Annotated in this window: 23 protein-coding genes and 1 pseudogene; 8 read left to right on the top strand and 16 right to left on the bottom strand. The window is 70.9% G+C overall.

The features are described from left to right. Nucleotides 1-264: 264 nt before the first annotated feature. Complete coding sequence (locus ACQPZP_RS10035; protein ID WP_433477355.1) at nucleotides 265-756, bottom strand: hypothetical protein; 492 nt, start codon at nucleotides 754-756, stop codon at nucleotides 265-267. Between the two features lie 60 nt (nucleotides 757-816). Here ACQPZP_RS10035 and ACQPZP_RS10030 point away from each other — a divergent pair, with 60 nt between their 5' ends. Further along, nucleotides 817-1,470: a response regulator transcription factor gene (locus tag ACQPZP_RS10030; RefSeq protein ID WP_433477354.1), complete on the top strand. Its 654-nt coding sequence runs from the start codon at nucleotides 817-819 to the stop codon at nucleotides 1,468-1,470. A gap of 5 nt (nucleotides 1,471-1,475) precedes the next feature. Further along, nucleotides 1,476-2,756: a sensor histidine kinase gene (locus tag ACQPZP_RS10025; RefSeq protein ID WP_433477353.1), complete on the top strand. Its 1,281-nt coding sequence runs from the start codon at nucleotides 1,476-1,478 to the stop codon at nucleotides 2,754-2,756. Here ACQPZP_RS10025 and ACQPZP_RS10020 read toward each other — a convergent pair. Further along, nucleotides 2,741-4,348 (bottom strand): annotated as a pseudogene (locus ACQPZP_RS10020) (FtsX-like permease family protein); the annotation flags it as partial. The gene ACQPZP_RS10025 and the pseudogene ACQPZP_RS10020 sit on opposite strands and share 16 nt — an antisense overlap. Before the next feature lie 596 nt (nucleotides 4,349-4,944). Then, complete coding sequence (locus ACQPZP_RS10015) at nucleotides 4,945-5,649, bottom strand: ABC transporter ATP-binding protein (RefSeq protein ID WP_433477352.1); 705 nt, start codon at nucleotides 5,647-5,649, stop codon at nucleotides 4,945-4,947. A 162-nt stretch (nucleotides 5,650-5,811) separates the two neighbouring features. On the opposite strand from ACQPZP_RS10015, the gene ACQPZP_RS10010 reads away from it, so the two are divergent. Next, a complete protein-coding gene (locus ACQPZP_RS10010; protein WP_433477351.1) occupies nucleotides 5,812-6,264 on the top strand; it encodes a hypothetical protein in 453 nt (150 codons plus the stop codon). Between the two features lie 36 nt (nucleotides 6,265-6,300). Here ACQPZP_RS10010 and ACQPZP_RS10005 read toward each other — a convergent pair whose 3' ends face one another. Further along, nucleotides 6,301-7,308 (bottom strand): MarR family transcriptional regulator, encoded by a 1,008-nt coding sequence (locus ACQPZP_RS10005; protein WP_433477350.1) that lies wholly within the window; start codon nucleotides 7,306-7,308, stop codon nucleotides 6,301-6,303. 66 nt (nucleotides 7,309-7,374) lie between these two features. Between ACQPZP_RS10005 and ACQPZP_RS10000 the strand changes: the two genes are divergently transcribed. Beyond that, the gene (locus ACQPZP_RS10000; RefSeq protein ID WP_433479582.1) at nucleotides 7,375-8,013 is read left to right on the top strand and encodes a TetR/AcrR family transcriptional regulator; all 639 of its coding nucleotides are present in this window, start codon (nucleotides 7,375-7,377) and stop codon (nucleotides 8,011-8,013) included. Between the two features lie 181 nt (nucleotides 8,014-8,194). Beyond that, complete coding sequence (locus ACQPZP_RS09995; RefSeq protein ID WP_433477349.1) at nucleotides 8,195-10,273, top strand: restriction endonuclease; 2,079 nt, start codon at nucleotides 8,195-8,197, stop codon at nucleotides 10,271-10,273. Nucleotides 10,274-10,298: 25 nt separating this feature from the next. Here the strand turns inward: ACQPZP_RS09995 and ACQPZP_RS09990 are convergent, their stop codons facing one another. From ACQPZP_RS09990 to fdxA, 8 genes are all read right to left on the bottom strand, one after another. Continuing rightward, nucleotides 10,299-11,441 (bottom strand): acyl-CoA dehydrogenase family protein, encoded by a 1,143-nt coding sequence (locus ACQPZP_RS09990; RefSeq protein WP_433477348.1) that lies wholly within the window; start codon nucleotides 11,439-11,441, stop codon nucleotides 10,299-10,301. A 77-nt stretch (nucleotides 11,442-11,518) separates the two neighbouring features. Beyond that, nucleotides 11,519-13,051 (bottom strand): polyamine aminopropyltransferase, encoded by a 1,533-nt coding sequence (locus ACQPZP_RS09985; protein WP_433479581.1) that lies wholly within the window; start codon nucleotides 13,049-13,051, stop codon nucleotides 11,519-11,521. 86 nt (nucleotides 13,052-13,137) lie between these two features. Further along, nucleotides 13,138-13,575, bottom strand: a complete 438-nt coding sequence (locus ACQPZP_RS09980) for a DUF350 domain-containing protein (protein ID WP_433467453.1) — start codon at nucleotides 13,573-13,575, stop codon at nucleotides 13,138-13,140. Nucleotides 13,576-13,585: 10 nt separating this feature from the next. Beyond that, nucleotides 13,586-14,020: a DUF4247 domain-containing protein gene (locus ACQPZP_RS09975; RefSeq protein WP_433477347.1), complete on the bottom strand. Its 435-nt coding sequence runs from the start codon at nucleotides 14,018-14,020 to the stop codon at nucleotides 13,586-13,588. Then, entirely contained in the window at nucleotides 14,017-14,523 is a 507-nt protein-coding gene (locus ACQPZP_RS09970; RefSeq protein ID WP_433467451.1) for a DUF2617 family protein, read from the bottom strand. Before ACQPZP_RS09970 ends, ACQPZP_RS09975 begins: the two co-directional genes overlap by 4 nt. Before the next feature lie 2 nt (nucleotides 14,524-14,525). After that, entirely contained in the window at nucleotides 14,526-15,146 is a 621-nt protein-coding gene (locus ACQPZP_RS09965) for a DUF4178 domain-containing protein (RefSeq protein WP_433477346.1), read from the bottom strand. 168 nt (nucleotides 15,147-15,314) lie between these two features. Further along, nucleotides 15,315-16,400: a succinyldiaminopimelate transaminase gene (gene dapC, locus ACQPZP_RS09960; RefSeq protein WP_433477345.1), complete on the bottom strand. Its 1,086-nt coding sequence runs from the start codon at nucleotides 16,398-16,400 to the stop codon at nucleotides 15,315-15,317. A gap of 120 nt (nucleotides 16,401-16,520) precedes the next feature. Beyond that, on the bottom strand, nucleotides 16,521-16,847 hold the full coding sequence (gene fdxA, locus ACQPZP_RS09955; RefSeq protein ID WP_132203056.1) for a ferredoxin: 327 nt from the start codon (nucleotides 16,845-16,847) through the stop codon (nucleotides 16,521-16,523). A 112-nt stretch (nucleotides 16,848-16,959) separates the two neighbouring features. Here fdxA and ACQPZP_RS09950 point away from each other — a divergent pair, with 112 nt between their 5' ends. After that, entirely contained in the window at nucleotides 16,960-17,220 is a 261-nt protein-coding gene (locus tag ACQPZP_RS09950) for a hypothetical protein (protein WP_433477344.1), read from the top strand. On the opposite strand, the gene ACQPZP_RS09945 is transcribed toward ACQPZP_RS09950, so the two are convergent. The 3 genes from ACQPZP_RS09945 to ACQPZP_RS09935 form a co-directional block, all read right to left on the bottom strand. Beyond that, nucleotides 17,217-18,107 (bottom strand): polysaccharide deacetylase family protein, encoded by an 891-nt coding sequence (locus tag ACQPZP_RS09945; RefSeq protein WP_433477343.1) that lies wholly within the window; start codon nucleotides 18,105-18,107, stop codon nucleotides 17,217-17,219. The genes ACQPZP_RS09950 and ACQPZP_RS09945 overlap by 4 nt on opposite strands. A gap of 109 nt (nucleotides 18,108-18,216) precedes the next feature. Then, nucleotides 18,217-19,089: a crotonase/enoyl-CoA hydratase family protein gene (locus tag ACQPZP_RS09940; RefSeq protein WP_433477342.1), complete on the bottom strand. Its 873-nt coding sequence runs from the start codon at nucleotides 19,087-19,089 to the stop codon at nucleotides 18,217-18,219. A 57-nt stretch (nucleotides 19,090-19,146) separates the two neighbouring features. Beyond that, the gene (locus ACQPZP_RS09935; RefSeq protein WP_433477341.1) at nucleotides 19,147-19,485 is read right to left on the bottom strand and encodes a hypothetical protein; all 339 of its coding nucleotides are present in this window, start codon (nucleotides 19,483-19,485) and stop codon (nucleotides 19,147-19,149) included. Between the two features lie 45 nt (nucleotides 19,486-19,530). On the opposite strand from ACQPZP_RS09935, the gene ACQPZP_RS09930 reads away from it, so the two are divergent. Together ACQPZP_RS09930 and ACQPZP_RS09925 are read left to right on the top strand one after the other, a co-directional pair. Continuing rightward, entirely contained in the window at nucleotides 19,531-20,337 is an 807-nt protein-coding gene (locus ACQPZP_RS09930) for a class I SAM-dependent methyltransferase (RefSeq protein WP_433477340.1), read from the top strand. Nucleotides 20,338-20,357: 20 nt separating this feature from the next. Continuing rightward, entirely contained in the window at nucleotides 20,358-21,020 is a 663-nt protein-coding gene (locus tag ACQPZP_RS09925; RefSeq protein ID WP_433477339.1) for a hypothetical protein, read from the top strand. Here ACQPZP_RS09925 and ACQPZP_RS09920 read toward each other — a convergent pair whose 3' ends face one another. After that, nucleotides 21,021-22,928 (bottom strand): glycohydrolase toxin TNT-related protein, encoded by a 1,908-nt coding sequence (locus ACQPZP_RS09920; RefSeq protein ID WP_433477338.1) that lies wholly within the window; start codon nucleotides 22,926-22,928, stop codon nucleotides 21,021-21,023. Nucleotides 22,929-23,083: the final 155 nt, after the last annotated feature.

Below are 23,083 nucleotides of genomic sequence, written 5' to 3'. Positions count from 1 at the left end.
GGACGCGAGAGAGGTTGTCAGGCCTCACTCACACCCGAGCACCATGCCTGAACCGGGCACGGACGGTTTTTCGGGTGCAAGGGCTGCCCAACCCTTGTTCGCACCCGAACACGCACATGCTTTACCGCGCACGTGCAGAGTGCGTACAAGAGTTGACCCGACCCTTGCGGCCCGCACTATACAGCGATCACGGAAGGCAGGCCACCTCTACCGTGTGGCCGGGTGACGGCGCCGGCGCGCCGCTCTTTCGCGGCGCCCGCAGGCTCAGGCGATGAACTGGTCCACCTTGCGGCGTTCCTCCGAGGAGAGGAGGTCCCAGGGGAGGAAGGGGATCGTCTCGCGGTTCGCCGGGAGGTAGGTCAGGGTGACGGCCCGGTTGCCCTGCTCGTCCTTGAGGAGCATCCAGTGGCCCAGGTCGACCTCGCCGGCGGAGAAGCCCGACGAGTGCAGGATCGGGTCCAGCAGGGCGAGGTAGCCGGACGGCAGCAGCTCTTTGCGGATCTTCCGGTACTTGACGGTCGGGAAGTGGCTGACCACGAGGAAGAGGCGGCCGAACGCGCGGTTCCGGTGGGCGATCAGACGGCCGGGCGGCGGGGTGAGGTCGGCGTTCACGACGTAGTCGAGGACGTCCGGGTGCCCGAGCCGCTGCCATGTCTCACGCGTGGTGATCGCGGAGGTGAGCTCGGCCCCATGGCGTTCGAGGTGCTTGATCATCAGTTCGCGGGCCCACTCGTTCCGGGCGGCCGTCCCCTCCATGCCCGTGATCTTAGCGGAGCGTTAACCGTCGGCTTATCCGTGTTCTGCGGGAATGGGACGATGCGGATACTCGTGGCCGAGGACGAGCGTTTTCTGGCCGATCTGGTGGCCGAAGGGCTGCGCAAGCGGGCGATGGCGGTCGACGTCGCCTACGACGGGGCCGGGGCCATGGAGCGGCTCACGGTCAACGACTACGACGTTCTCGTGCTGGACCGGGATCTGCCCGAGATGCACGGCGACGACATCTGCCGCGAGCTGGCGCGGCGCGGGGAGCCGGTGCGCATCCTGATGCTGACCGCGTCGGGGGCGGTGCACGAGCGGGTCGACGGGCTGAATCTGGGCGCGGACGACTATCTGGCCAAGCCCTTCGCGTTCGACGAGCTGGTGGCACGGGTCAACGCGCTGGGCCGGCGGAGCGTCCCGCCGCTGCCGCCGGTGCTGGAGCACGGCGGCATCACGCTGGACACGGCGCGGCAGCAGGTGCACCGCGACGGACGCCATGTGCCCCTGTCCCGTAAGGAGTACGCGGTGCTGGAGGTGCTGATGCAGGCGCGGGGCACGGTCGTCAGCACCGAGACCCTGCTGGAACGGGCCTGGGACGAGAACACCGACCCGTTCACCACCGTCGTCAAGGTGACCATGAGCAAGCTGCGGGCCAAGCTCGGCCGGCCGCCCGTCATCGTCACCGTGCCGGGAAGCGGGTACCGGATGTGAGGCCGATGACCGTGCGGGCCAGGATGACGCTGCTCTACGGCGGGCTCTTCGCCGTGATCACCCTGGGGGTGCTCAGCGCCGTGCTGTGGTACCAGAGGAGGATCGTCAACGACCGGGTGCGGGACGTCCCCTTCGTGAGGCCGAGCGACGGGGTCCCGTGCGTTCGGCGTGCCCCCGGCCCCTGCAGCGTCATCGTGCCGTCGCCGCCGGCCGCCCCGCGGCCGGGAGCGAAGGAGCCCGTCGGGCCGGAGGAGTTCCAGGAAAGCCTGGTGGTGTCGCAGCGGCTCGTCATCCTGGTCGCCATCGTGGTCATCGTCGTGCTGGCGTTCGCGGTGTCGTGGTGGCTCACCGGGCGCCTGCTGCGGCCGCTGCACCGCGTCACCGCCACGGCCCGCCGGCTGTCGCTGTCCACCCTGCACGAACGCATCGCGCTGGGCGGGCCCCAGAACGAGCTGAAGGAGCTCGCCGACACCTTCGACGCCATGCTCGACCGGCTGGAGAAGGCGATCGAGAGCCAGCGCCGCTTCGTCGCCAACGCGTCCCACGAGCTGCGCACGCCCCTCTCCATCCAGCGGACCGCCATCGAGGTCGGGCTGGCCGATCCCTCGCCCGGAAGGCTCGCCACGGTCCGGGCCGAGATGCTGCGCAACACCCTGCGGTCCGAGCGGCTGATCGAGGGGCTGCTCGTCCTGGCGCAGGGCGAGCGCGGGCTGGACGCGCGAAGCCCGGTGGATCTCGACGTGGTGGCCGGGCAGGTCACCGAGGACAACCTGACGCTCGCCGAGCAGGACGGTGTCACCGTCACCGCCGTCCTGGAGCCGGTCACGATTCCCGGGGACGAGGTCCTGCTCACCCGGATGGTCGCCAACCTGGTGCAGAACGCGATCCGGTACAACCATCCCGGCGGGAGCGTCTCCGTCGAACTGTCGCGGGATGCCGGGCTGGTCGTCCGCAACACCGGTCCGGACGTTCCGCCCGGCAAGGTGGACGAGCTCTTCGAGCCGTTCCGGAGGCTGCACGCGGACCGGACGGGGCCCGCCGACGGGGCGGGGCTCGGCCTGTCGATCGTCGCCGCCATCGCCGGCGCCCACGACTGCACCGTGGAGGCCACGGCGAACCCCGGCGGCGGGCTCTCGGTGACCGTGGCCTCCACGATGCCGCCTCATTCGCTGCGGAGCACCGAGGCGGTGCGGGTGGCGGCGGCCCAGCCGGCGGGCAGCCAGGCCCCGAGGACGGCGACGAGCAGTCCGGCGCAGGCGAGCGGCGTGAGGAGGGGCCAGGAGTAGACGTGGATCCACGACGCGGCCATCCCGCTGGCGAGCAGGTCACCGGTGAGCGCCACGACACCGTGGTGGGCGAGCACCCCGAGCGGGACCCCGATCGCGCCGCCGATGATCCCCAGGGCGGCCATCGACGTCACCATCATGAGGACGACCTGCCGCGGCGACATCCCGATGGCCTTGAGCACGCCGAGGTCCCGGCTGCGCTCCCGGGCGCTCAGCACGACGCTGTTCAGCACCCCGAGTCCAGCCGCCGTGCAGATGATCAGCGAGAACAGCAGGAACAGGCCGCTGAAGATCACCCTGCCGCCGAGATCGGGCGAGCTGACCTCGGCGAACAGCCCGCTGGACGGCGTCGTCGCGTTGATCCGGCCGGCGTAGCCGGTCGGGTCGGTCCCCGGCTTCACGATCACCGAGACCGGCCGCGGCTCGGACTCGTTCCCGGCGGGAACGCTCGCCGCGTCGAGCATCAGCCGGTCGGTGTCCGGGTGGGCGAACGAGCCCACGATCCGGGCCGTGACCTGCTTCTTGTTCACCTGCATGGTCAGGGTGTCGCCCACGTCCAGGTGCTGGAGCCGCAGGAACGCCTCGCTGGGCACGACCTCGCCGGCGCGGGTGAACCAGCGTCCGCGGACGAGGTTGTCGCCGAGGAACGGGCGGTAATCCCCGCTGTAGGTCTCGGCCTCCATCTTTGAAGGGAACCCCGCGATCGTCACGGCCGCGACGCCGGACGACATCACATGGGCGGTCCCCGGCTGGGAGCGCACCACGGCGAACATCTGCTGCTCGGACGGCCCCGACGTCCCGTCGGGGCGAGGGACGGCCCCCACCCGGACGGACGTGTGCCCTTCGGTGTCCGCCGTCATGATGCCCGTGGCCGTCTGCTGCAGCCCCGCCCCCATGGTCACCGCGGTCACGCCCAGGCAGAGCCCCGCGAGCGTGAGCGCCGACCGTGCGGGACGCGCCACGGGCAGGCTCAGCCCCAGCCCGAGCGGAGCGGGCAGCCGGGTCCGGGCCAGCCACCGCTGCGCCCGCCGTCCGCTCCCCCGCCGCGACACGGTTCCCGCGCTGATCGCCTGGACCGCCGGAAGCCGTCCGGCCCGCAGCGCCGGGAGGAGGCAGGCCAGCACCACCACCGCGAGGACGCCTACACCCGCCGCCCCGTCCAGCACGGGGGCGGCGCCGCCCGTGGACGGCAGGTCGAAGCCGGACGCCAGGTCTGCCGCCATCCGCGCGGCGAGCAGGTGGCCGGCCACCAGACCCGTCGCGCAGCCGAGCACCGCCGGGATCATGACCATCGAGACGTAGGCGGCGGTCACCTGGGCCGGGGTGAAGCCGATCGCCTTCATGACGCCGATGCGCCGGTACCCGGAGATGACCGCGCCGCTCACCACGTTGGCGATGAGGAACACCGACACGGCCATGGCGAGGGCGCCGAAGACGGTGACGAACGGGATCAGCTGGTCGAACCTCGTCTCGAACGCCCGCTTGACGATCACGTAGGACTCGTGGCCCCGCGTCGGCAGCCCGGCGGTCGCCGTGGCCAGGCTCTGCCGGACCTGGGCCGCGTCGGCGGCGCGGGCGAACCGGTACTCCATCAGCAGCCCGTCCGGCCGGAGCGCGCCGATCTGGCTCGGCGTCACCCAGCCGCCCGGCCCGGAGTCGCCGGGCCGGGCGTTCGTCACCGACGTGGCGAAACCGACGACGGTGAGCTCCGGCAGCCCCGGGGACGTCACCTTGCTTCCCAGCCGCAGCGGACCCATGGGCTTGCCCCGGAGCACGATCTCGCCGGGCGCCCTGGCCCACCGTCCGGACGTGACCGTCAGCCTGTCCACCGGTCCGCCGGGGTCGGCCCGCCCGGCGACGAGGAGACCGTCGCCTCCCGCCTCCATGGGGCCCGCACCTCGCGACTGCCGCAGCGTGGCCGTCCGGAAGGGGCCCGCGGCGGCGGTGACGCCGGACGCGTCCGCGGTCGCCGCGGCCCGCTCGGACGTCACCTTGGCGGCGTCGAAGGTGACGGTCGCGTGCGCTCCGCGGGCCTCGCCGAAGGCGTCGTCGAACAGCGAGTTCGAGGCGGCCAGCAGGCCGAGCCCGAACACGAGGGTCGCAGTGGACAGTGCCACGACGACGCCGATGCTGACCGTCTGCAGTCGCCGGCGCCGCACCCCGGCCCGCGAGGCCGCCCAGACGGCACTCATCGGAGGCTTCCCCGCTCGGGGACGGTCTCTCGGACGATCCGGCCGTCCATGAAGTCGACCAGCCGGGTCGCGCACCGCCTGGCGAGCGCCTGGTCATGGGTGACCAGCAGCACCGTCTGCCCCTTCCGGTTGAGGTCGAGCAGCAGGTCGACGACCTGCTCGCCGGTGGCGCTGTCGAGCGCCCCGGTCGGCTCGTCCGCCAGCAGCAGCGCCGGCCGGTTCACCAGCGCCCGCGCCACCCCGACGCGCTGCCGTTCGCCACCGCTCAGCACCGCCGGGTAGGCGTCGCGCCGGTCGGCGATGCCGAGCTCGTCCAGCAGCTCCAGCGCCCGGGCCCGCGCCTTGCGCGCCGGGACGCCGACCAGCCGTGCGGCCAGCGCGACGTTCTCCAGCGCCGGCAGGTCGTCGAGCAGGTTGAAGAACTGGAAGACCATGCCGACCCGGCGGCGCCGGAAGCGGGCCAGCGCCGCCTCGCCCATCCGGGTGATGTCCTCGCCGTCCACCGTCACCGTGCCGGACGTGGGCCTGTCCAGTCCCGCGACCATGTTGAGCAGCGTCGACTTGCCGCTGCCGGACGGCCCCATCACGGCGACGGCGTCACCGCGCCGGATCTCCAGGTTCACCCCGTCCAGCGCGGCGACGTCGCCGTATGCCTTGAGTACGGAACCGAGCCGTACGACCACATCCTCATGTGCGTTCACGCGCCCCAACGTGACACCCGAGGGGTTTCACCACGGTGAGCGCTCGACCATTCAGGCAGGGCTGAAAGGGGGGCTGTGGACTTGTGGTCCCTCCCGGAGGATGGCCATCGCCAGGACCTGGCAAGGGGAAAATCGCGAACCACTCTCACGGGGAGAAAGCTCATGCGCATTCGCACCACCGCGATCGCCGCCACCGCGGCTCTCGCCTTCGCCGCGCCCTCCATCGGCGCCGCATCGACGGCGAACGCGGCCACCACCCAGGCCGCGGCGTCGGCGCCGGTGGCCGGAGGCCTGCACGTGTCGACGAAGCTGATCGAAGGCCGCTACCTCACCGTCTACACCAACGACGACGATGGAACCATCTACGGCAAGGCCGTCCTCGACCAGAAGAAGCGCGACTTCACAGTGTGCGACAAGCGCAAGGACGGCCACGGGGTCTACGTCTCGTTCCAGAACCAGTCGCACATGGAGCACCCCAAGCCCTACTACTGGGACAAGAAGTCGGGCAGCAAGTGCAGCCACTACAAGAAGGCGCCCAAGAAGAAGCAGATCGCGGTCTGCCGGTCCGACGCCTGGTGGGACACCTGCGTCGAGCACGGCATCACCTGGCAGTGAGACCGGCACCGGGCCGCGCGGGGGCGGCCCGGTGCTTCATTCCGGCCGGTCCCGTTTCGTGGGGGCGTTGATCAGTGAGGTGCCGGCGGGTTGCAGGGTGTGGACGACGTGGGCTCCGCGGCGGACGGTGGTGATGAGGCCGGCGTCGCGGAGTACGCCGGTGTGCTGACTGGCCGAGGCCAGGGAGATCCCGGTGCGGTGGGCCAGTTCGGTGGTGGTGCAGCCGCCGTGGGCGGCCAGTGCGGTCAGCACTGTGGTGCGGGTGCGGCCGAGCAGCGCGGCAAGGGGGCGGCGGGGGTCGCGTCGGGCGGGTGGGGTGAGCCAGTCCAGGTCGTGTTCGACGGGGAAGGCGATGACCGGGGGCAGTCCGGGGTCGTGGAAGGTGAAGGGCCGTCCCCAGCAGAAGAAGGATGGGAGCAGGCGTACCCCGCGGCCGTCCAGGTGGATGTCGTGGTCTCTGCTGTAGGGCAGTTTCAGCACCGGCGGTTCCCACCGCGCGGCGGGGTGCAGGTCGGTGAGGACCGCTTCGATCCCCGCGTGCAGGAAGGTTTTGCCGCGGACGGTGAGGTCGGCCTGCACGCAGGTGCGGATGCGGTTCCAGAACGGGGCCAGGGCGTGGGTGTGGTAGTCGCGCAGCGCTTGCCCGAGCCGGTGCAGCGCTCTGCGGGATCCGTCCGCCAGGTCGGCGACCGGGCCGCGCAAGGGTTGCTGCGCCGCCAGCGTGGTCAGGTCGTGGCGGATGCGCCGTCGCGGCGTGGCCAGCACCAGGTCCAGGCCGGTGCCCAGGTCGCCGGCCTGCCTGGCGGGGGTCAGGAAGTCCGGGGAGTAGCCGACCGGTGGTGCCAGGTGCGCAAGCCATCGCGTCGAGGCGGGCAGCCCCGCCCCGCCCACCGGCCGGACGCGCCGCCGCCAGCAGTCGAAGACCATCCGCCCCTCGGCATCGGTCAGTTTGTGCAGGCTGAGCAACAGCTCCCACATCGGTTCCGGGCCCGTGGCCAGCCGCGTCCGGCCCAGATCCTCACCCGTGAAGTGGATACGCAGCATGGAGCAGACCCTTCCCCCGTCGGGTGCGCTGCCGTCAAAGACGAGAACGAACGTTCTTCCGGAGAAATGTATGATCGAGAACGATCGTTTTCAAGAAGATGTGGAAGATGGCCGGATATGGACAGCAGCTCCGTTGATAAGGACCGTGTCCGGGTGCTAGACGCCGCTGACGCCCTGTTTTATGCCCACGGCGTCCAGGCGGTGGGAATGGACCGCATCCGCGACACCGCCCAGGTCCCCCTCAAGCGTCTGTACCGGGCCTTTCCTTCGAAGGCCGCCTTGGTGGAGGCGTACCTGCGAAGGCGCGACGAGCGGGCGCGCGCCGCGCTGCGCGCCTACACCGCCGACCGTCCCACCCCGGAGGAGCGCGTCCTCGCGGTCTTCGACTGGCTGTACGAGTGGTACCAGCAGCCCGAATTCCGTGGGTGCGCGTTCAACAACGCCTTCGGCGAACTGGGCGAGGACTCCGAATCGGTCGCCCAGGCGGTCGCCGGCCACATGACCGCCATCCACGACTATCTGCGCGTACTGACCGCCGAGATCACCGCCTCCGAGACCCTGGCCGGCCAGCTGCACATCCTGATCAGTGGCGCGACCGTCCTGGCCGCCGTCCACCGCACCCCCGAACCGGCCCGCCAGGCCCGCACCGCCGCCCAAGCCCTCCTGACCGCCACGACCCCCGCCGGCGCTGGATCTGACCGCTGAGGTCGCGACGGTCCCACGCTCTCCATGCACCTGCGCGGCGCCCACCTGACACCGATTGATCGTTGGCCTGATCAGGCAAGAAGTCCCTCAACAGCAGGGGTAAATGCTTACTGTTGGCGATGTAGGGACATCGCAGGGTCGTCATCGATGGGTGAGGTGAATGGCGAGGCGTCAGGGATTCATGGCGACGGTCGCACGGATGCAGCGCGAAGCCGAGAGCGCGGCGGCGGCGCGGCGCAGGGCGGAGGCGGCCGCGCAGCGGGAGGCGGCGCGGGCCCAAGCCGCCTACAAGCGTGCGCGTGCAGCCGATGAGAAGGAGCGCAAACGCCTCTACGCCGAATCCCGGGTGGCCGAAGTCGCGGCCATGAACGAGAGCCTTGCCCAGCGACTGGAGGAATTGGATTCCGTCCTGGTGTCGGGCCTGCGCACCGACACCCGCTTCCACCTCGAACGGCTCAAGGAAAAGCCGAGGGTGACGCCTTTCGAGCCCGGTCCGGTAGGCCACCCGGAACCTCCGCCGCGGCAGGAGACGTTTCTACCGCCCCCGCAAACGGGGCTGTCCAAACTACTCGGCGGGGCGCGGCACGAGGAACAGGTCCGGCAGGGTCAGCTGAACTACCAGCGGGCCTGCGAAGAGCACGCTCAGCGGGAACAGGCCCGGCAAGCCGCGCTGGGCCGCCTCCAGCAAGAGCACGCACGGCGGACGAGCGAGGCGGAGGAACGGACGCGGCGGCAACACGCCGAGGTCGAAGCGTTCAAGCGCGAACTCGCAGAAGGCCGACCCGATGCCGTTGTCGCCTACTTCGACCTGGTCCTCAACACCGTCGCCTACCCCGACGATTTCCCATCGAAGTGGCGGATGGCGTACGTCCCCGACTCCGCTCAGCTCGTGGTCGAGTACGAACTACCGACCATCAACGTCGTCCCGACGGTCAAGACCTACCGATACGTCAAGACCTCCGACTCCATCACCGAGACGAAACGTCCGGCCACACAGGTCAAACCCCAATACACCTCCGTCATCAGCCAGATCGCGTTGCGGGTGGTCCGGGACCTGTTCAAGGCCGACGCCGCCGGTCACGTGACGACCATCGTCTTCAACGGCATGGTCGACACCGTCGACGCCGCGACGGGCCGTCCCGTCCGCCCCTGCCTGTTGACACTGCGAACGACCAAGGAGGCGTTCTCCGAACTCGATCTCGCGCGGGTCGAACCGGCCGCCTGCCTGAAGCACCTGGGCGCGGGGGTGTCCCGGAACACCGCCGAACTCTCGCCCGTTCGTCCAGTGCTGGAGTTCAACATGGTCGATCCGCGGTTCGTCGAGGAGACCGACGTCCTCGGGGAACTCGACGAGCGGCCGAACCTTCTGGAGATGAGCCCGACGGACTTCGAAGGGCTGATCCAGAACCTGTTCGGCCGGATGGGCTTGGAGACCCGGCAGACCAGACCGTCACGGGACGGCGGTGTCGACTGCGTCGCCTACGACCCGCGGCCGATCATGGGCGGCAAGGTCGTGATCCAGGCGAAGCGCTACCGGAACACCGTCGGGGTCTCGGCCGTCCGCGACCTCTACGGGACGCTGCAGAACGAAGGCGCGTCCAAGGGCATCCTCGTCACGACCAGCGGTTACGGTCAGGCCTCTTTCGACTTCGCGAAGAACAAGCCCATCGAGTTGCTCGACGGCGCGAACCTGCTGTATCTGCTCCAGGAACACGCGGGGGTGGACGCCCGGATCGAGGCGCCGGAGGGCTGGCGCGACCCCGACCTCGACAGGGCCGACTCCGCCGCTCCCCCGAGCCCGCTCCGGGCGGGCGGGAACGTCAAGATCGCCTCGGCGGCGCTCCGGTGCGTCTTCGCGCTCCCATCCGCCGACCACGACCCCTGCGCCCTGCTTCTGAACCACGATCGCAAGGTCCGTTCCGATGCCGACTTCATCTTCTACAACCAGCCGGTCTCCGCGGACGGCGCGGTCGAACTGGACACCGCGGCCAAGCAGGTCCGGGTGGATCTGGCCCGGCTGGCCACGGATGTGTCGACCGTCCTGCTGGTCACGAGCGGCCCGCCCGGCGCCGTCCGGCTCACGGTGACCGAGCAGAACGGCACCGCCCATGCCCTCTCGACAGACTCCACGACCGAGACCGTCCTTGTCTGCGCGGAGATCTACCGCCGCCAGGGCGGCTGGCGGCTGCGCGCCGTGGGCCAGGGATACGCGGACGGCTTGGCCGGCCTGGCCAGAGACCACGGCGTCGTCATCGAGTAGCCTGCGGCGCTCGGTTCGGTGGGTGTCAGACGCCGAGGTTGCGGCCGATGATCTCTTTCATGATCTCGGTGGTGCCGCCGAAAATGGTCTGGATGCGGACGTCCTGGTAGGCCTTGGCGATCGGGTACTCGGTCATGTAGCCGTAGCCGCCGTGCAGCTGGACGCAGCGGTCCACGACCCGCTTGAGCAGCTCGGTGTTCCACCACTTGAGCATCGCGGCCTCGTCGGCGGTCAGCTCGCCCTCGCTCTCCTTGGCGATGCACTCGTCGGTGAAGGCGCGGGAGACCGTCAGCTCGGTCTTCATCTCCGCGAGCGTGAAGCGGTTGTGCTGGAACTTGCCTATGGGACGCCCGAACGCCTCGCGGGTCTTGCAGTATTCGAGGGTCTGCTCGAACGCGGTCTCGGCGGCGGCCTGCGCGGTGGCGCCGATGGACAGGCGCTCGCGGGCGAGGTTCTGCATCAGGTAGACGAACCCCATGCCCTCCTCGCCGAGGAGGTTCGACGAGGGGACGCGGACGTTGTCGAAGAACAGCTCCGCGGTGTCCTGGGCGTGCATGCCGACCTTGTCGAGGTTGCGGCCGCGCTCGAAACCGTCCATGCCGCGCTCGACGGCGAGGAGGCTGACCCCCTTCGCGCCGGCGGACGGGTCCGTCTTCGCGACGACGATGACCAGGTCGGCCAGGATGCCGTTGGAGATGAACGTCTTCGAGCCGTTCACCACGTAGTGGTCGCCGTCCCGTACCGCGGTGGTCTTGATGCCCTGCAGGTCGGAACCGGCGGCGGGCTCGGTCATCGCGATCGCGGTGATGATCTCGCCGGTGCAGTAGCCCGGGAACCAGCGCTTCTTCTGCTCGGGAGTGCAGAGCTGGCGCAGGTAGCCGCCGTTGATGTCGTTGTGGACGGCGAAGCCGGGACCGTGGACGCCGGCCTTCGCCAGCTCCTCGTTCATGATCACGTAGTAGCGGTAGTCGGGATTGCCGCCGCCCCCGAACTCCTCCGGCATGTCGATGCCGAGCAGACCCGCGCGTCCCGCCGCCAGCCACACCTCGCGCGAGACGATCCCGTCCTTCTCCCACTGCTCGTGGTAGGGCGCGGCCTCCTTGGCGATGAAGGAGCGCACCATGTCGCGGAAGGCCTCGTGCTCCTCGGTGTAGATGTCCCGTCCCATCCGGCGGTCTCCCTCGGTAAGTGATTACTGATACAGGAATAATGTAACCACGTGGTTCACCGGCAGTCGGTTCCCGACTAGGAGTTCTTCCACTCCTGGCCCTCGTATTCCACCAGGCGAGGGTGGACGAGAGTGTTGACCTCGACGTCGCGGCTGCGGCGGTCCTTGGGGAAGACCGTCGACGCCTGGAGGACCGGCGCGTCGAGGAAGCGGAGCGAAGGGGCGTCCGGGGAGAGGCTGAGCACGGGCGCCTTCTTCGTGGGGGACGCCAGGACGTATCCCCAGTCGCCGAAGCTCGGCACGTCCACGTGGTACGGGGTGGTCGCAAGACCGGCCGCCGCTATCGACTTCTGGATGCTCCAGAAGGACTTGGGCGCGAAGTACGGCGAACCCGACTGGACGACCATCCGCCCGCCCGGCGCCAGCGTCCGCTTCACCATGCCGTAGAACTCGACCGAGTACAGCTTGGCCGTGGACACGTCGTCGGGGTCGGGCATGTCCACGATGACCGCGTCGTACTGCTCTTTCAGGCCGCGCAGCCAGGAGAACGCGTCGGCGTTGACGACCTTGGCCCGCGGGTCCTCGAACGAGCGCCGGTTGAGGGACACCAGGGGCTTGTACGTCCGGGCCAGGTGGATCATCTCCGGATCCAGCTCGACCAGCGTCGCGCTCCGGACGTCCTTGTACCGCAGCACCTCGCGCAGCGCCAGACCGTCCCCGCCGCCGAGGATCAGCACCCGGCCGTGCGGCCCCGACATCAGCGGGTGGACGAGCGACTCGTGGTACCGGTACTCGTCCACCGACGAGAACTGCAGGTCGCCGTTCAGGAACAGGCGCAGATCCGACGCCCCGAGCCCGGCCTGCCGGGTGATCACGATCTCCTGGTACTTCGTGCGCTTCGACACCGCGATGGGGTCGGCGTACAGCGCCTGCCGCGCCGTGACCTCGAACCGGTCCGCGAGCGCGTACGTCCCGCCGAGGACGGTGAGGACCGCGACCATGCCGAGGGCGAGGGCGATCCGGGCGACGCGCCCGACCTGGCGGCGGAACAGCCACAGAACGACCGCCATCCCGGCGACCGCGTTCACGACGCCGACGAGCAGCGCCCCCTTGATGTGCCCGAACGTCGGCAGCAGCAGGAACGGGAACGCCAGCCCGCCGATCAGCGCTCCCACGTAGTCGGCCGCGAACAGGTCGGCGACCGCGGACCCCGCGTCCTGCTTGCGGATCCGCTGCAGCAGCGTCATCAGCAGCGGGATCTCGGCGCCGATCAGCGCGCCGACCGCGAACGACACCACCACCAGCGCCGGAACGTACAGGTCGAGCCACGCGAACGCCGCGTACAGCGCCAGGACGGACACGCCGCCGACCAGCGCCAGCGCGCCCTCGACGACCGCGAAGGCCACCACCGCGCGGCCCTGCAGCGGCTTGGCCAGCAGCGACCCGACGCCCATGGCGAAGACCATGACCGACAGCACGATCGACGCCTGGGTGACGGAGTTGCCGACCAGATAGCTGCCCAGCGCGACCAGGGCCAGCTCGTACACCAGCCCGCACGCCGCGCAGGTGAACACGGCGGCGAGGACCAGCGCCCGCGCCGCCCGCGGCAGGACGCGCGGACGCCCCGGACCGCCGGTCTCGGGCGCGGACGTGTCCGGGGCGACCGGCTGGACGGCCTGGTCCAGGTCGCGGGGCGTCAGGAGACCGCCCCGGCCACGATCGCGGCGACGCCGAGGTCGGCGGCGGCGACCACCCAGCCGGCCGGGTGGATCGCGGTGCCCGCGCCGCCCGTCCCGACGAGCGTCGCGCCGAGCTTGCCCGGCGTCAGCACGTCCAGCAGCAGGAACGCGACGACCATCAGCACGATGCCGATGCCGCCGAACACCGCGGTGTCGACGAGGCCGTCGCTCAGGTCGTTGTCACTGGTGACGATCGCGGTGGTGACGATGATGCCGACGCTGAACAGCTTGACCGCCAGCAGGAGCGCGGCGCCGCGGTTGGCCTCGGTCCAGATCTGCTTGCCGAGCCTGCCGGGCGTCGTCACCTCCACCACCAGGTAGCCGAGCGCCATCAGCGCGATGCCGACCGCGCCGTAGGCGAAGGTGGCGCCGATCTCGTGCAGGATGTCGTTCATCTGTCGCTCCTCATTTACCCGACCCTGGCCCGCCGCCGCGGAAGGATGCGGCGCCGCTGCTCGTCCATCCGTTGCTGCCGGGGCTGGCCCAGCGCCCGCTCACGTGGTTGTAGTGGCGGTTGTAGCCGCTGCGGGCGTTGTCGACAGTGATCCGGCTGCCCGTCCCGTTCGGCAGGACGCCGACGACCAGCTTCGGGTAGCGCATGAAGATGCCGCCGTTCGCGCCCATGGTGGCCATGTCGTCCACCCGGTCGATCGGCTTGAACTTGCGGCCGATCTCCGAGGCGACCGTCTGCGGGGGTTTCCCGGACCGGTACGTGCCCGACCCGATCTTGGTGTACTTGTCGGCGATCCACGACGACTGCGAGGTTCCGCAGCCCCCGAGCGCCGCGACGGTCACGGTGGCGGCCGCAACGGCCCCGGCCACCCGGTATCTGCTGTTCACGATGGTCTCACCAGCCGGCTCCGCGTCATGACGATCTCCCGGGTCTGCGGGTAGGCGTGCCAGGTCCGCCATCCGAGCCCGGCTTCTTCCTGCGCTGTGTCTTCCAAGGCCAGTGCGGTGACGGCGTGCGGCGATCCGGGGAACGCCCCGGTCAGCGCGTCACCGCGGTCCGCGAGCCGCGCGCACACGGCCTCGACGGCGCGGGCGAACGCGGTCGCGTCGCTGTGCGCGGCGGTCGTCGCGGCGAAGTCGTACGTCCAGCCGGGCACGGAGGTCGTCGCGCGCCCGGGCAGCGGCTCGGTGACGTCCGGCAGGCACGCCACCGTCTCGCTCAGCGGCCCGGCGATGACCTGGTGGGACGCGCCGAGCAGGCGCAGTTCCACGGTCAGGCCGGCGCGCTCCACCGGAAGGACGGCGAGGGCGTCCAGCGGCGGCAGTCCGAGCGCGAACGAGAGTCCGTCGGCGCGCGCGTCCGCGTAGGGGGTTTCGAGGGTGGCGCGCAAGGTCAGCTACCGCCGCCGGGGTAGATCGTCATCGAGCCGGTCGGGACGCGTTCGCCGAGGCCCGCCTCCCACTGCCCGCCGCCGTACTGCTCGAACGACAGGTACTTCCCGCGCGGGCCCTCGTAGTCGACGTACTCGACCCGGCCCTGGACGCCGACGCCGGTCGTGCCCTCGCTGGTGTAGTCGGCGGTGCCGTGCTCGTCGCGGCGGTACTCGACGCCGTCCACGACGACGGTCTTCTCGCCGGGCCTGAGGTCGCCCGCGTCGTGCTCGGTCCACCAGACGACTTCGAGATCGGGGTCCTCCTCGACGGAGATCCACACCTTGGTGCCCTCGATGGTGTCGGCGTCGAGGAGGTGCTCGCTCCAGGTGAAGCCGCCCTCCTTCAGCCGCAGCGAGCCGCGGACGAAGTAGCGGGTGCCGAGGTACTCGACCATGTCGCCGGCCTTGAGGGTCCGCGGGTCGCCGGCCACCTGGTCCTCGGGGGCGAACGGGTCGTGCGGGACGGCCCGCGCGGGGGCGGGGGCCGGCGTGCCCGAACGGCGCCGCAGCAGGACGACGATCAGCACGATCAAGGCGGCCAGGATCAGCGCCAGCAGGATCACTATCGCCGCTTTGTCCACGGACACCTCCATCGTTTCGTCCGCATCTGACGTCACAGACCAGCGGATCCTACCGACTGTGGCGCCTCATGCCCATATCGCGATCAGACGTATCAAATGAACAGCCGGTTTCATGCGGAAACCCCGGAATCCGTCAGACAACGGTCAGGTTCCGCGGAGGGAAGGGCGTCAGAGGCGGGCGGCGGCGGCGTCGACGCGCTCGTCGGTCGCGGTGAAGGCGATCCGGACGTGCCTGGCGCCGGCCGGGCCGTAGAACTCGCCGGGGCCGACGAGGACGCCGAGGGACGCCAGGTGGGCGACGGTCTCCCAGCACGGCTCGTCCCGCGTGGCCCACAGGTAGAGGGACGCCTCGGAGTGCTCGATGCGGAACCCGTGCCGCTCGAACGCGGCGCGCAGCGTGGCGCGCCGCCGCGCGTACCGGGCGCGCTGCTCGTCCACGTGCGCGTCGTCGCCGAACGCGACGGTCATCGCGGCCTGCACCGGCGCCGGGACGATCATGCCCGCGTGCTTGCGGACCTCCAGCAGCCGCTTGACGAGCGCGAGGTCGCCGGTGACGATCCCGGCGCGGTAGCCCGCCATGTTGGAGCGCTTGGACAGGGAGTTGACCGCGAGCAGCCCCTCGTGGGAGCCCTCGCACACGTCCGGGTGCAGGATCGAGATCGGCGGCCTGTCCTCGTCCCAGCCGAACTCCAGGTAGCACTCGTCGCTGACGACGATCGCGCCCCGCCCGCGCGCCCAGGCGACGACCTTGCGCAGGTGCTCGGCGGGCAGCACCTTGCCGGTCGGGTTGGACGGCGAGTTCACCCACACGATCTTCGGGTTGACCGGGCCGAGGGACAGCAGCCCGTCCGTCGCGACGGGCACGGCACCGGCCAGCCGGGCGCCCACGTCGTAGGTCGGGTAGGCCAGCTCGGGGAAGACGACCTTGTCGCCGGGGCCGGCGCCGAGCAAGGTCGGCAGCCAGGCGACCAGCTCCTTGGTGCCGATGACGGGGAGCACCGCGTCGGGGTCGGCGCCGGACACGCCCACGCGGCGGCGCAGCCATCCCGCGACCGACTCGCGGAGCCGCGGCGTCCCGTAGGTCTGCGGGTAGCCGGGCGCGTCGGCGGCGCCTGCCAGGGCTTCCCGGACGGGCTCGGGCGTGGGGTCCACTGGCGTGCCGACGGACAGGTCGACGATGCCGTCCGCGTGCGCCAGGGCCCGCTCCTTGTACGGCGCGAGCCGATCCCACGGAAAGTCCGGCAACGTGAACAAGACCCCATCCCTCCTCAGAAAACCCGCCGGGCCGTGGTCGTTCCCCCGACCACGGCCCGTTTCGACACAAGCGGCCCTACGAGACGCGCCCTCGCGGGCGCCCCCGCCGACCGACCCGGCTCAGTCCTCCTGGCTCTGCGGAGGCAGCGCGGCGACGAGCGGGTGGTCCTTGTCGATCTTCCCGACCTTGGACGCGCCGCCGGGCGAGCCCAGGTCGTCGAAGAACTCCACGTTCGCCTTGTAGAAGTCCTTCCACTGGTCAGGCGTGTCGTCCTCGTAGTAGATCGCCTCAACCGGGCAGACCGGCTCGCACGCACCGCAGTCGACGCACTCGTCCGGGTGGATGTACAGCATGCGCTTGCCCTCGTAGATGCAGTCGACCGGGCACTCCTCGATGCATGCCTTGTCGAGCAGGTCCACGCAGGGCTGCGCAATGACGTAGGTCACGTCAGTGACTCCTCTCGGATATCCGGCCCCGCCGCACGTCACGGGTCACCGCAAGCTCGCTGTGAATAGTATGGCCACCCGGGCGCCGTCGATTCGACATGGGGGTCCTCACATGTCAGGCCGCTTCGCCGCACGCCTGGTGGTGGCCGTTACTAGCGCGGACGTGGGTCAGCGGATCTCGCTGCGCCGTCGTCTGCCAACGGGAGAGTACAGCGACGTCGTGGGCATGCTCGAATCGTGGTCCGGCGGGACGCTGGCGGTGCGCCGCCGCACTGGCGAACTGGTCGAGGTGCCCGAGGACGCCATGGTCGCGGCGAAGGTCGTCCCGCCGCAGCCGCCGCCCCGGCGCCGCCCCCGCCGGGAGGACGACTAGCGGGGATTCCCCGGGGCCGGACTGGCCGGCGCGGGGCTGGCGGGTGCCACGCTCGCGGGCGGCGGGCCGGTGGGTGAGCCGGACGGCGTCGGGCTCGCCGTGACCTGCTTGGGCTTCGGGATGCGCTCAAGGTAGGACCCACCCGGCTTGAGCCGCACCCCCTCGAACAGCTCCGACACGGTGACGAACGTGAACCCGCGCTTCTTCAGCCCGTCCACCACCTTCGGGATGGACTCGACGCTCGGCTTGTGGATGTCGTGGAAGAGGACGATCCCGCCGCTCTTCGGCTCCTTGATCCCCACCCGCGTGTCGCGGGCGGCGTCGCGGTAGCGCCAGTCGAGCGTGTCCACGCTCCACATGATCAGCGGCATGCCGACGGCGTGGCCGACGTGCTTGTTCGTCGCCCCGTACGGCGGCCGCACCAGCGTCGGCCGGATCCCGCCGGACGCCTCCCCGATGACCTTCTGCGTCCGCTGGATCTGCGACCGCACCTCGGCGGACGACAGCCCGGTCAACTGCGGGTGGGACCAGGTGTGGTTGCCGAGTTCGTGGCCCTCCAGCGCCATCCTGCGGACGAGATCACGATGGGCCCCGACGTTCTCCCCGAGCATGAAGAACGTGGCCCGGACGCCGTCCTTCTTGAGGGTGTCGAGCAGCCGCGCCGTGTACGGGCCGGGTCCGTCGTCGAACGTCAGCGCGACGCATTTCACCCGGTCGCAGTCGATCTTCCTGGGCGGGGGCGGTGTCGGGCTCGGCGCCCGGGTGGCGGGTGGCCTGCGTCCGAGTGTGGCGTGCTCGCCGGCGGTCCGCGCCTGTCGTTCCGCGTGGCTGCATCCCCCCGCGAGCAGCAGTCCGGCACCGACGATGGCGATATTCCTGATCCGCACCACGCACCCCCGAACGTGTTGCCTAGGGGCGCTTGATACCCTCCGTCACACTGGCAACACATATCCCCATGGTCCGGAAAATCAAGATCGTCCTTTGACTTCGCCGGGCCTACCGGACGGGCCAGTCGGGTACTTCGGGCGGAAGATCCTTGCCGACGCGCAGGGGAAAGTCGGCGTCGCGCTTCTCCAGGAAGGACGAGACGCCCTCGATCGCGTCGGCGCCGCCGCCAAGGGTGGCCATCAGGCGGGAGTCGGCGATGTGCGCGTCCCACGGGGACGGCGCGGACAGGCCCGACCACATGAGGCGGCGGATCGCGGCGACGGAGATCGCGGAGGTGCTGCCCGCGATCTCGCGGGCGAGCCCGTAGGCGGCGGGCAGGAGCTCGTCCGGAGCGTAGAGGCGGGAGACGAGACGTCCGGCGAGGGCCTCCCGGGCGTCGAAGACGCGGCCGGTCGCGGCCCATTCCATGGCCTGCGAGATGCCGACGATACGCGGCAGGAACCAGCTGGACGCGGCCTCGGTGACGATGCCGCGGCGCGCGAAGACGAAGCCGAACCTGGCCTTCTCGCTGGCGAGCCGGACGTCCATCGGGAGGGTCATGGTCACGCCGACGCCGACCGCGGCGCCATTGAACGCGCCGATGACGGGCTTGAGGCAGCGCGCGATCCGGAGCGCGACCGTGCCGCCGCCGTCGCGCAGGGTGCCGTCCTCCAGAACATCGTCCTCGCCTGCGAACATGTCCTTCGACTTCTCCTTGTCGAAGGTACCGCCGCCACCGCTCAGGTCGGCGCCCGCGCAGAAGGCGCGCCCGGCGCCGGTCACCACGACCGCGCGCACGTCATCGTCGGCGTCGATCCTGTCGAAGACGTCGAGCAGTTCCTTGCGCATGACGAACGTGAAGGCGTTCAGCTTCTCCGGCCGGTTCAGCGTGACCGTGGCGATCCCGTCCCGAACCTCGTACTCGATCTCTGCGTACGGCACCCTGTGCACCCTTCTCCCGGCCCGGCAGCTGGCCAGAATCCGATTCTAGAACGACTTTCAGATACTGGCCTCGGGAAACAGCCGGAGCAGAACGTCCCGGCGCCACTCGGCGAGGTCGCGGCCCGGCGGCGGTACGGGCTCCAGCGTGCCGTCGTCCGCGGGTGTGAGACGGATCTCAACGCCGGGCGCGATCTCTCCCCCCGGAATCTCGCCGGTGGCCGCGAGGCGCCGCGCGAGTTCGGCGAGGACGCGCGCCCACCCCTGCCCCAAATAGGGCGGGAGCCCCGAAGCGCGCAGTTCCGGCAGACCCCGCGCGGACAGGCCGGAGGTGCGGAGGGTCAGGCCGTCCGGCCCCTCGGCCCCCACGATGCGGACCTCCGACGTGACGTCCGCCACTGCAACGCCACCTCCCGAGCAGGCATTGTCCGATAAATTATGACAGTGAATTGGGCCGTGACGACGTACGACTCCGCCTTCGGGTATGTGTCCGCGCACGGTGCGCCCCTGGTCGATCTGCTCGATCCGCAGCCCGGCGAACGAGTCATCGACCTCGGCTGCGGCACCGGCTCGTTCAGCGCCGAGATCGCGGAGCGGGGCGCCGAGGTGCTGGGCATCGACGGCAGCCCGGAGATGGTCGCGCAGGCGACCTCGACGCACCCCGGGCTGTCGTTCATCGTCGGCGACGCCCACGACTTCGCCGTCGGCGAGTCGTTCGACGCGGTCGCCTCGAACGCGGCCCTGCACTGGATGACCCGCGACCCCGACGCCGTGATCGGCCGCGTGCACGCGGCGCTGCGTCCCGGCGGCCGGTTCGTCGGCGAGCTGGGCGGCGCCGGGAACTGTGCCGAGCTGATCGTCGCGATGCAGACGGCCTGGCGGGTGTTCGGCCTCGGCGAGCCCGAGCTGCCCTGGTACTTCCCGTCGCCGGCCGAGTACGCGACCAAGCTGGAGGAGACCGGGTTCACGCTGCGGCTGCTGGAGCACGCCGAACGTCCGACCCGGATGACCGAGGGGCCGAACGGCGCCGCCGACTGGGTCCGCGCCTACGCCGCGCGCGCTCTGGCCGAAGTCCCGGCGGAGATGGTCGACCCGCTGCTCGACCGGGTGAACGACCTGGCCGCGCCCGCGCTGCGCCGGGAGTCCGGCTGGGTGGCCGACTACGTGCGGCTCCGGTTCGCGGCCGTCCGCCGATCGGACGGCGCCGCGCCCGCGACCTTCGGCCCCCTGGCCTCCGACCGCCCGCTGTAGCCCCGCCCTAGGGTGGAGGCATGCTGCGGCTTCACGACCATCGGACGGGACGTGCGGAGGCGCTGCCGGCCGGGCGCGGGCTGCGCATCCAGGTCACGGGCGGCCCCGCGGGCGCGGGGTATCGCCGGGCGGTCGTCGCCGACCTGCTGCGGCGGGTCGCGGAACGGGCCGGGCGCCACGTCCAGGTGATGAGCACGGGCATCTCCGCGGAGGGTCTGGACGACTACAACATCCAGCCGTTCCAGGACGCTTCGGCCCCGGACGCCGACGTCTACGTGTCCGGTGCGGCCGACACGGACGCGCTGTGCCTGGTCGTGCCTCAGGAGACCGGGGAGTGGGCGTCGTCGGACGCGCTCACCGCGCGTTTGGCGATGCTGGAGGTCCCCTACCGGGAGCCGCTGGAGCTGTCGCCCGCCCGGTTGTCGTCCGCCGATGAGCGGCTGGACGTGTGGCGCGGCAAGGTCGCCGAATGGGCGACGTCGCCGGGGCGTCCCATGAACCGCGCGTACGCGGCCGAGGCCGAGGCCGCGCTGGCGGACGACCTGGACTCCCCCGCCGCGCTCGCCGTCCTCGACCGGCTCGCAGCCGACCCGGACGTCCCGCCCGGCGCGAAGCTGGAGACGTTCATCCACCTCGACCTGGTGCTGGCGCTGGGGCTGGTCTCGGCGATCGGCGGCGCGTGATCAGCCGGTCGGGACCTCGATGAGGCTGCCGTCGGCGAGCAGGTCGGCGAGGGACCGGCGGAACACGTGCGCCGTCCCGCCGCCCGGCTGCCCGAACCACGGGACGGCCGTGCCGGTCAGGGTCTCCGTCGCCCGCTGCAACCGGTAGACGTGGTACGGGCGGTCCTGCCATTCGGGTGGAAGCGACCTCTGCGGATACGGGGTGCGGGCCGTGTACGTGACGTTGCCGCTCGGGCCGCCGTAGCGGTCCACTTCCGTGCCTGGGGTCAGCTCCGTCACGTGGCGGTCGCGCAGAAGGGAGAGCGGAGGCTCTCCCGGGAGCGGCTCGAAGGGCCCGTCCTGGACGGTGTGGCGCGGGTCCATGAGAAGCCGTCCGAGCAGGTGCGCGGACGCCTGCTCGGTGTCGTCGAAGACGACCTCCTTGCGACGCTCACCGTCCCGCATCTGGAAGACCGACCAGCGGTCTGCCTGCGCTAGAAGGCACCAGACCCCTTCGGCCGTGTCGTTGACGCGGTATGCGGCGCGGTCCACACGCAGCTGGTCCAAGCGGTGCTGGAGCTTGCTCACCCAATCGGGCTCTGCCTCCGTACGGACGCGTTCGGGGACGGCCCGGCCCGTCACGTCGGCGTTCGCGGCGTCCAGGGTGTCGTCGTCCACCACCGGTACACGGAACTCGTTGGCCCTTATGTGCGCGACCAGGTCGGGCTCTGGCGGGATGCCGTGCTCGCTCAGGTAATAGGCCACCGCGCCCGACCACACCCACGTCCCGTCGGTGTGGAACGTCAGCGGCACCGACACACCGCGCGACGGGTCGAGCCTGTCGGGGGCCTTCGAGCGGGCGGCCATGACGGTCGGGGCCTCCCGCAGGTACTCGGCGACGCGGTCGGTCTCGTCCGGCGGGACGGGCGGGCGCGACACGGCCGGACGTCCCCCCTCCGGGGCGGCGTGGTCGAAGATCCGGGCCCGCCGGAGCCCGGTCCGCGGCATGGGAGGCGGTGTGTCGGCGAGCGTGACCGGTTGCGGACGCGTGCGGAGCCGCCGCGTCATCCACTCGGGAACGTCGTCGCGCGGGAAGCGTTCGAGCTCGCGACGGACGTCGTCGGCGGACGGCTCCCGGTCCCAGCGCGGCTCGTCGTCGTTGGTGAAACTCGCCCGGCAGCGGACCGCGCCGTCCTCGCACACGACCTCGAAGTCGATACGGAACCAGGTCGAGCCCTGGAACGCGTGCGTCCCGGCGCGGAGCCGGTCGAGGAGCCCGGTGATCGCCACGGGGGCCGTCCAGGGCGCCTGGGAGCCGTCGGCGCGCCGGCATGTCGTCGCGGGGAGTTCCACGTGCCCGCCGACCGCCTGGTAGTGCCCGGAGATCTTCTCCCACAGCGGCGGGGCGTGATCGGCGACCAGGACGGCGACCTGGTCGGACAGCAGCTCCATCTGCTCGACCGGGTCCATCGGCCCGGGGTCCGGGGCGGGACGGTCGACGGGCTCACGGCCGTCCAGACGGTCGCTCAGCCAGCCGGGCACGTTGGCGCCCTCCCGCGGCATGACGATCTGGTCGCGCCGCCAGGCGTCCACCGGTATCGGCGGGTTCCACAGCGGATCGAAGTCGAGGTTGTAGAGCGGACGCGCGGAATCGGGCTCGATGATCGCGATCATCGAGAACCAGGTGCCCCGCTCCGGCACGTAGTGGGCGCGGCGCAGCCCCATCAGCATGCCGGTCAGCTCCGGCGGGACGGTCTCGGCCGTCACGGTCTTGCCGTCCCCGGTCAGCACGGTCACCGCGACGTCGTTCACGGCGACGGTCGCGACGCAGCGCAGATCGATCCGCCGCCAGCCCGGCGGGGCCATCTGCCGGGCGAACCCGACGATCCGGCTCTCGAGTTCCGCGATGCGGTCCTGCTGCCCCGTCACCGGCTCCGTCCCTCCGTCCCGATGGCTTCCCCGATGGCACCTGCCCGGCAGGTTAACCGCACGGATCAATCTATTGCGGAGTGCCCCGGGCGTTCGCGACGCTCGCGGGAGGCTAACTTCGATGTTGTGTCGACCGCAGCGCCAGAGTCATCCGC

The organism is Spirillospora sp. CA-142024 (assembly GCF_050942325.1).
Taxonomy (GTDB): domain Bacteria; phylum Actinomycetota; class Actinomycetes; order Streptosporangiales; family Streptosporangiaceae; genus Spirillospora.
This window is presented reverse-complemented; position numbering and strand designations above follow the sequence as displayed.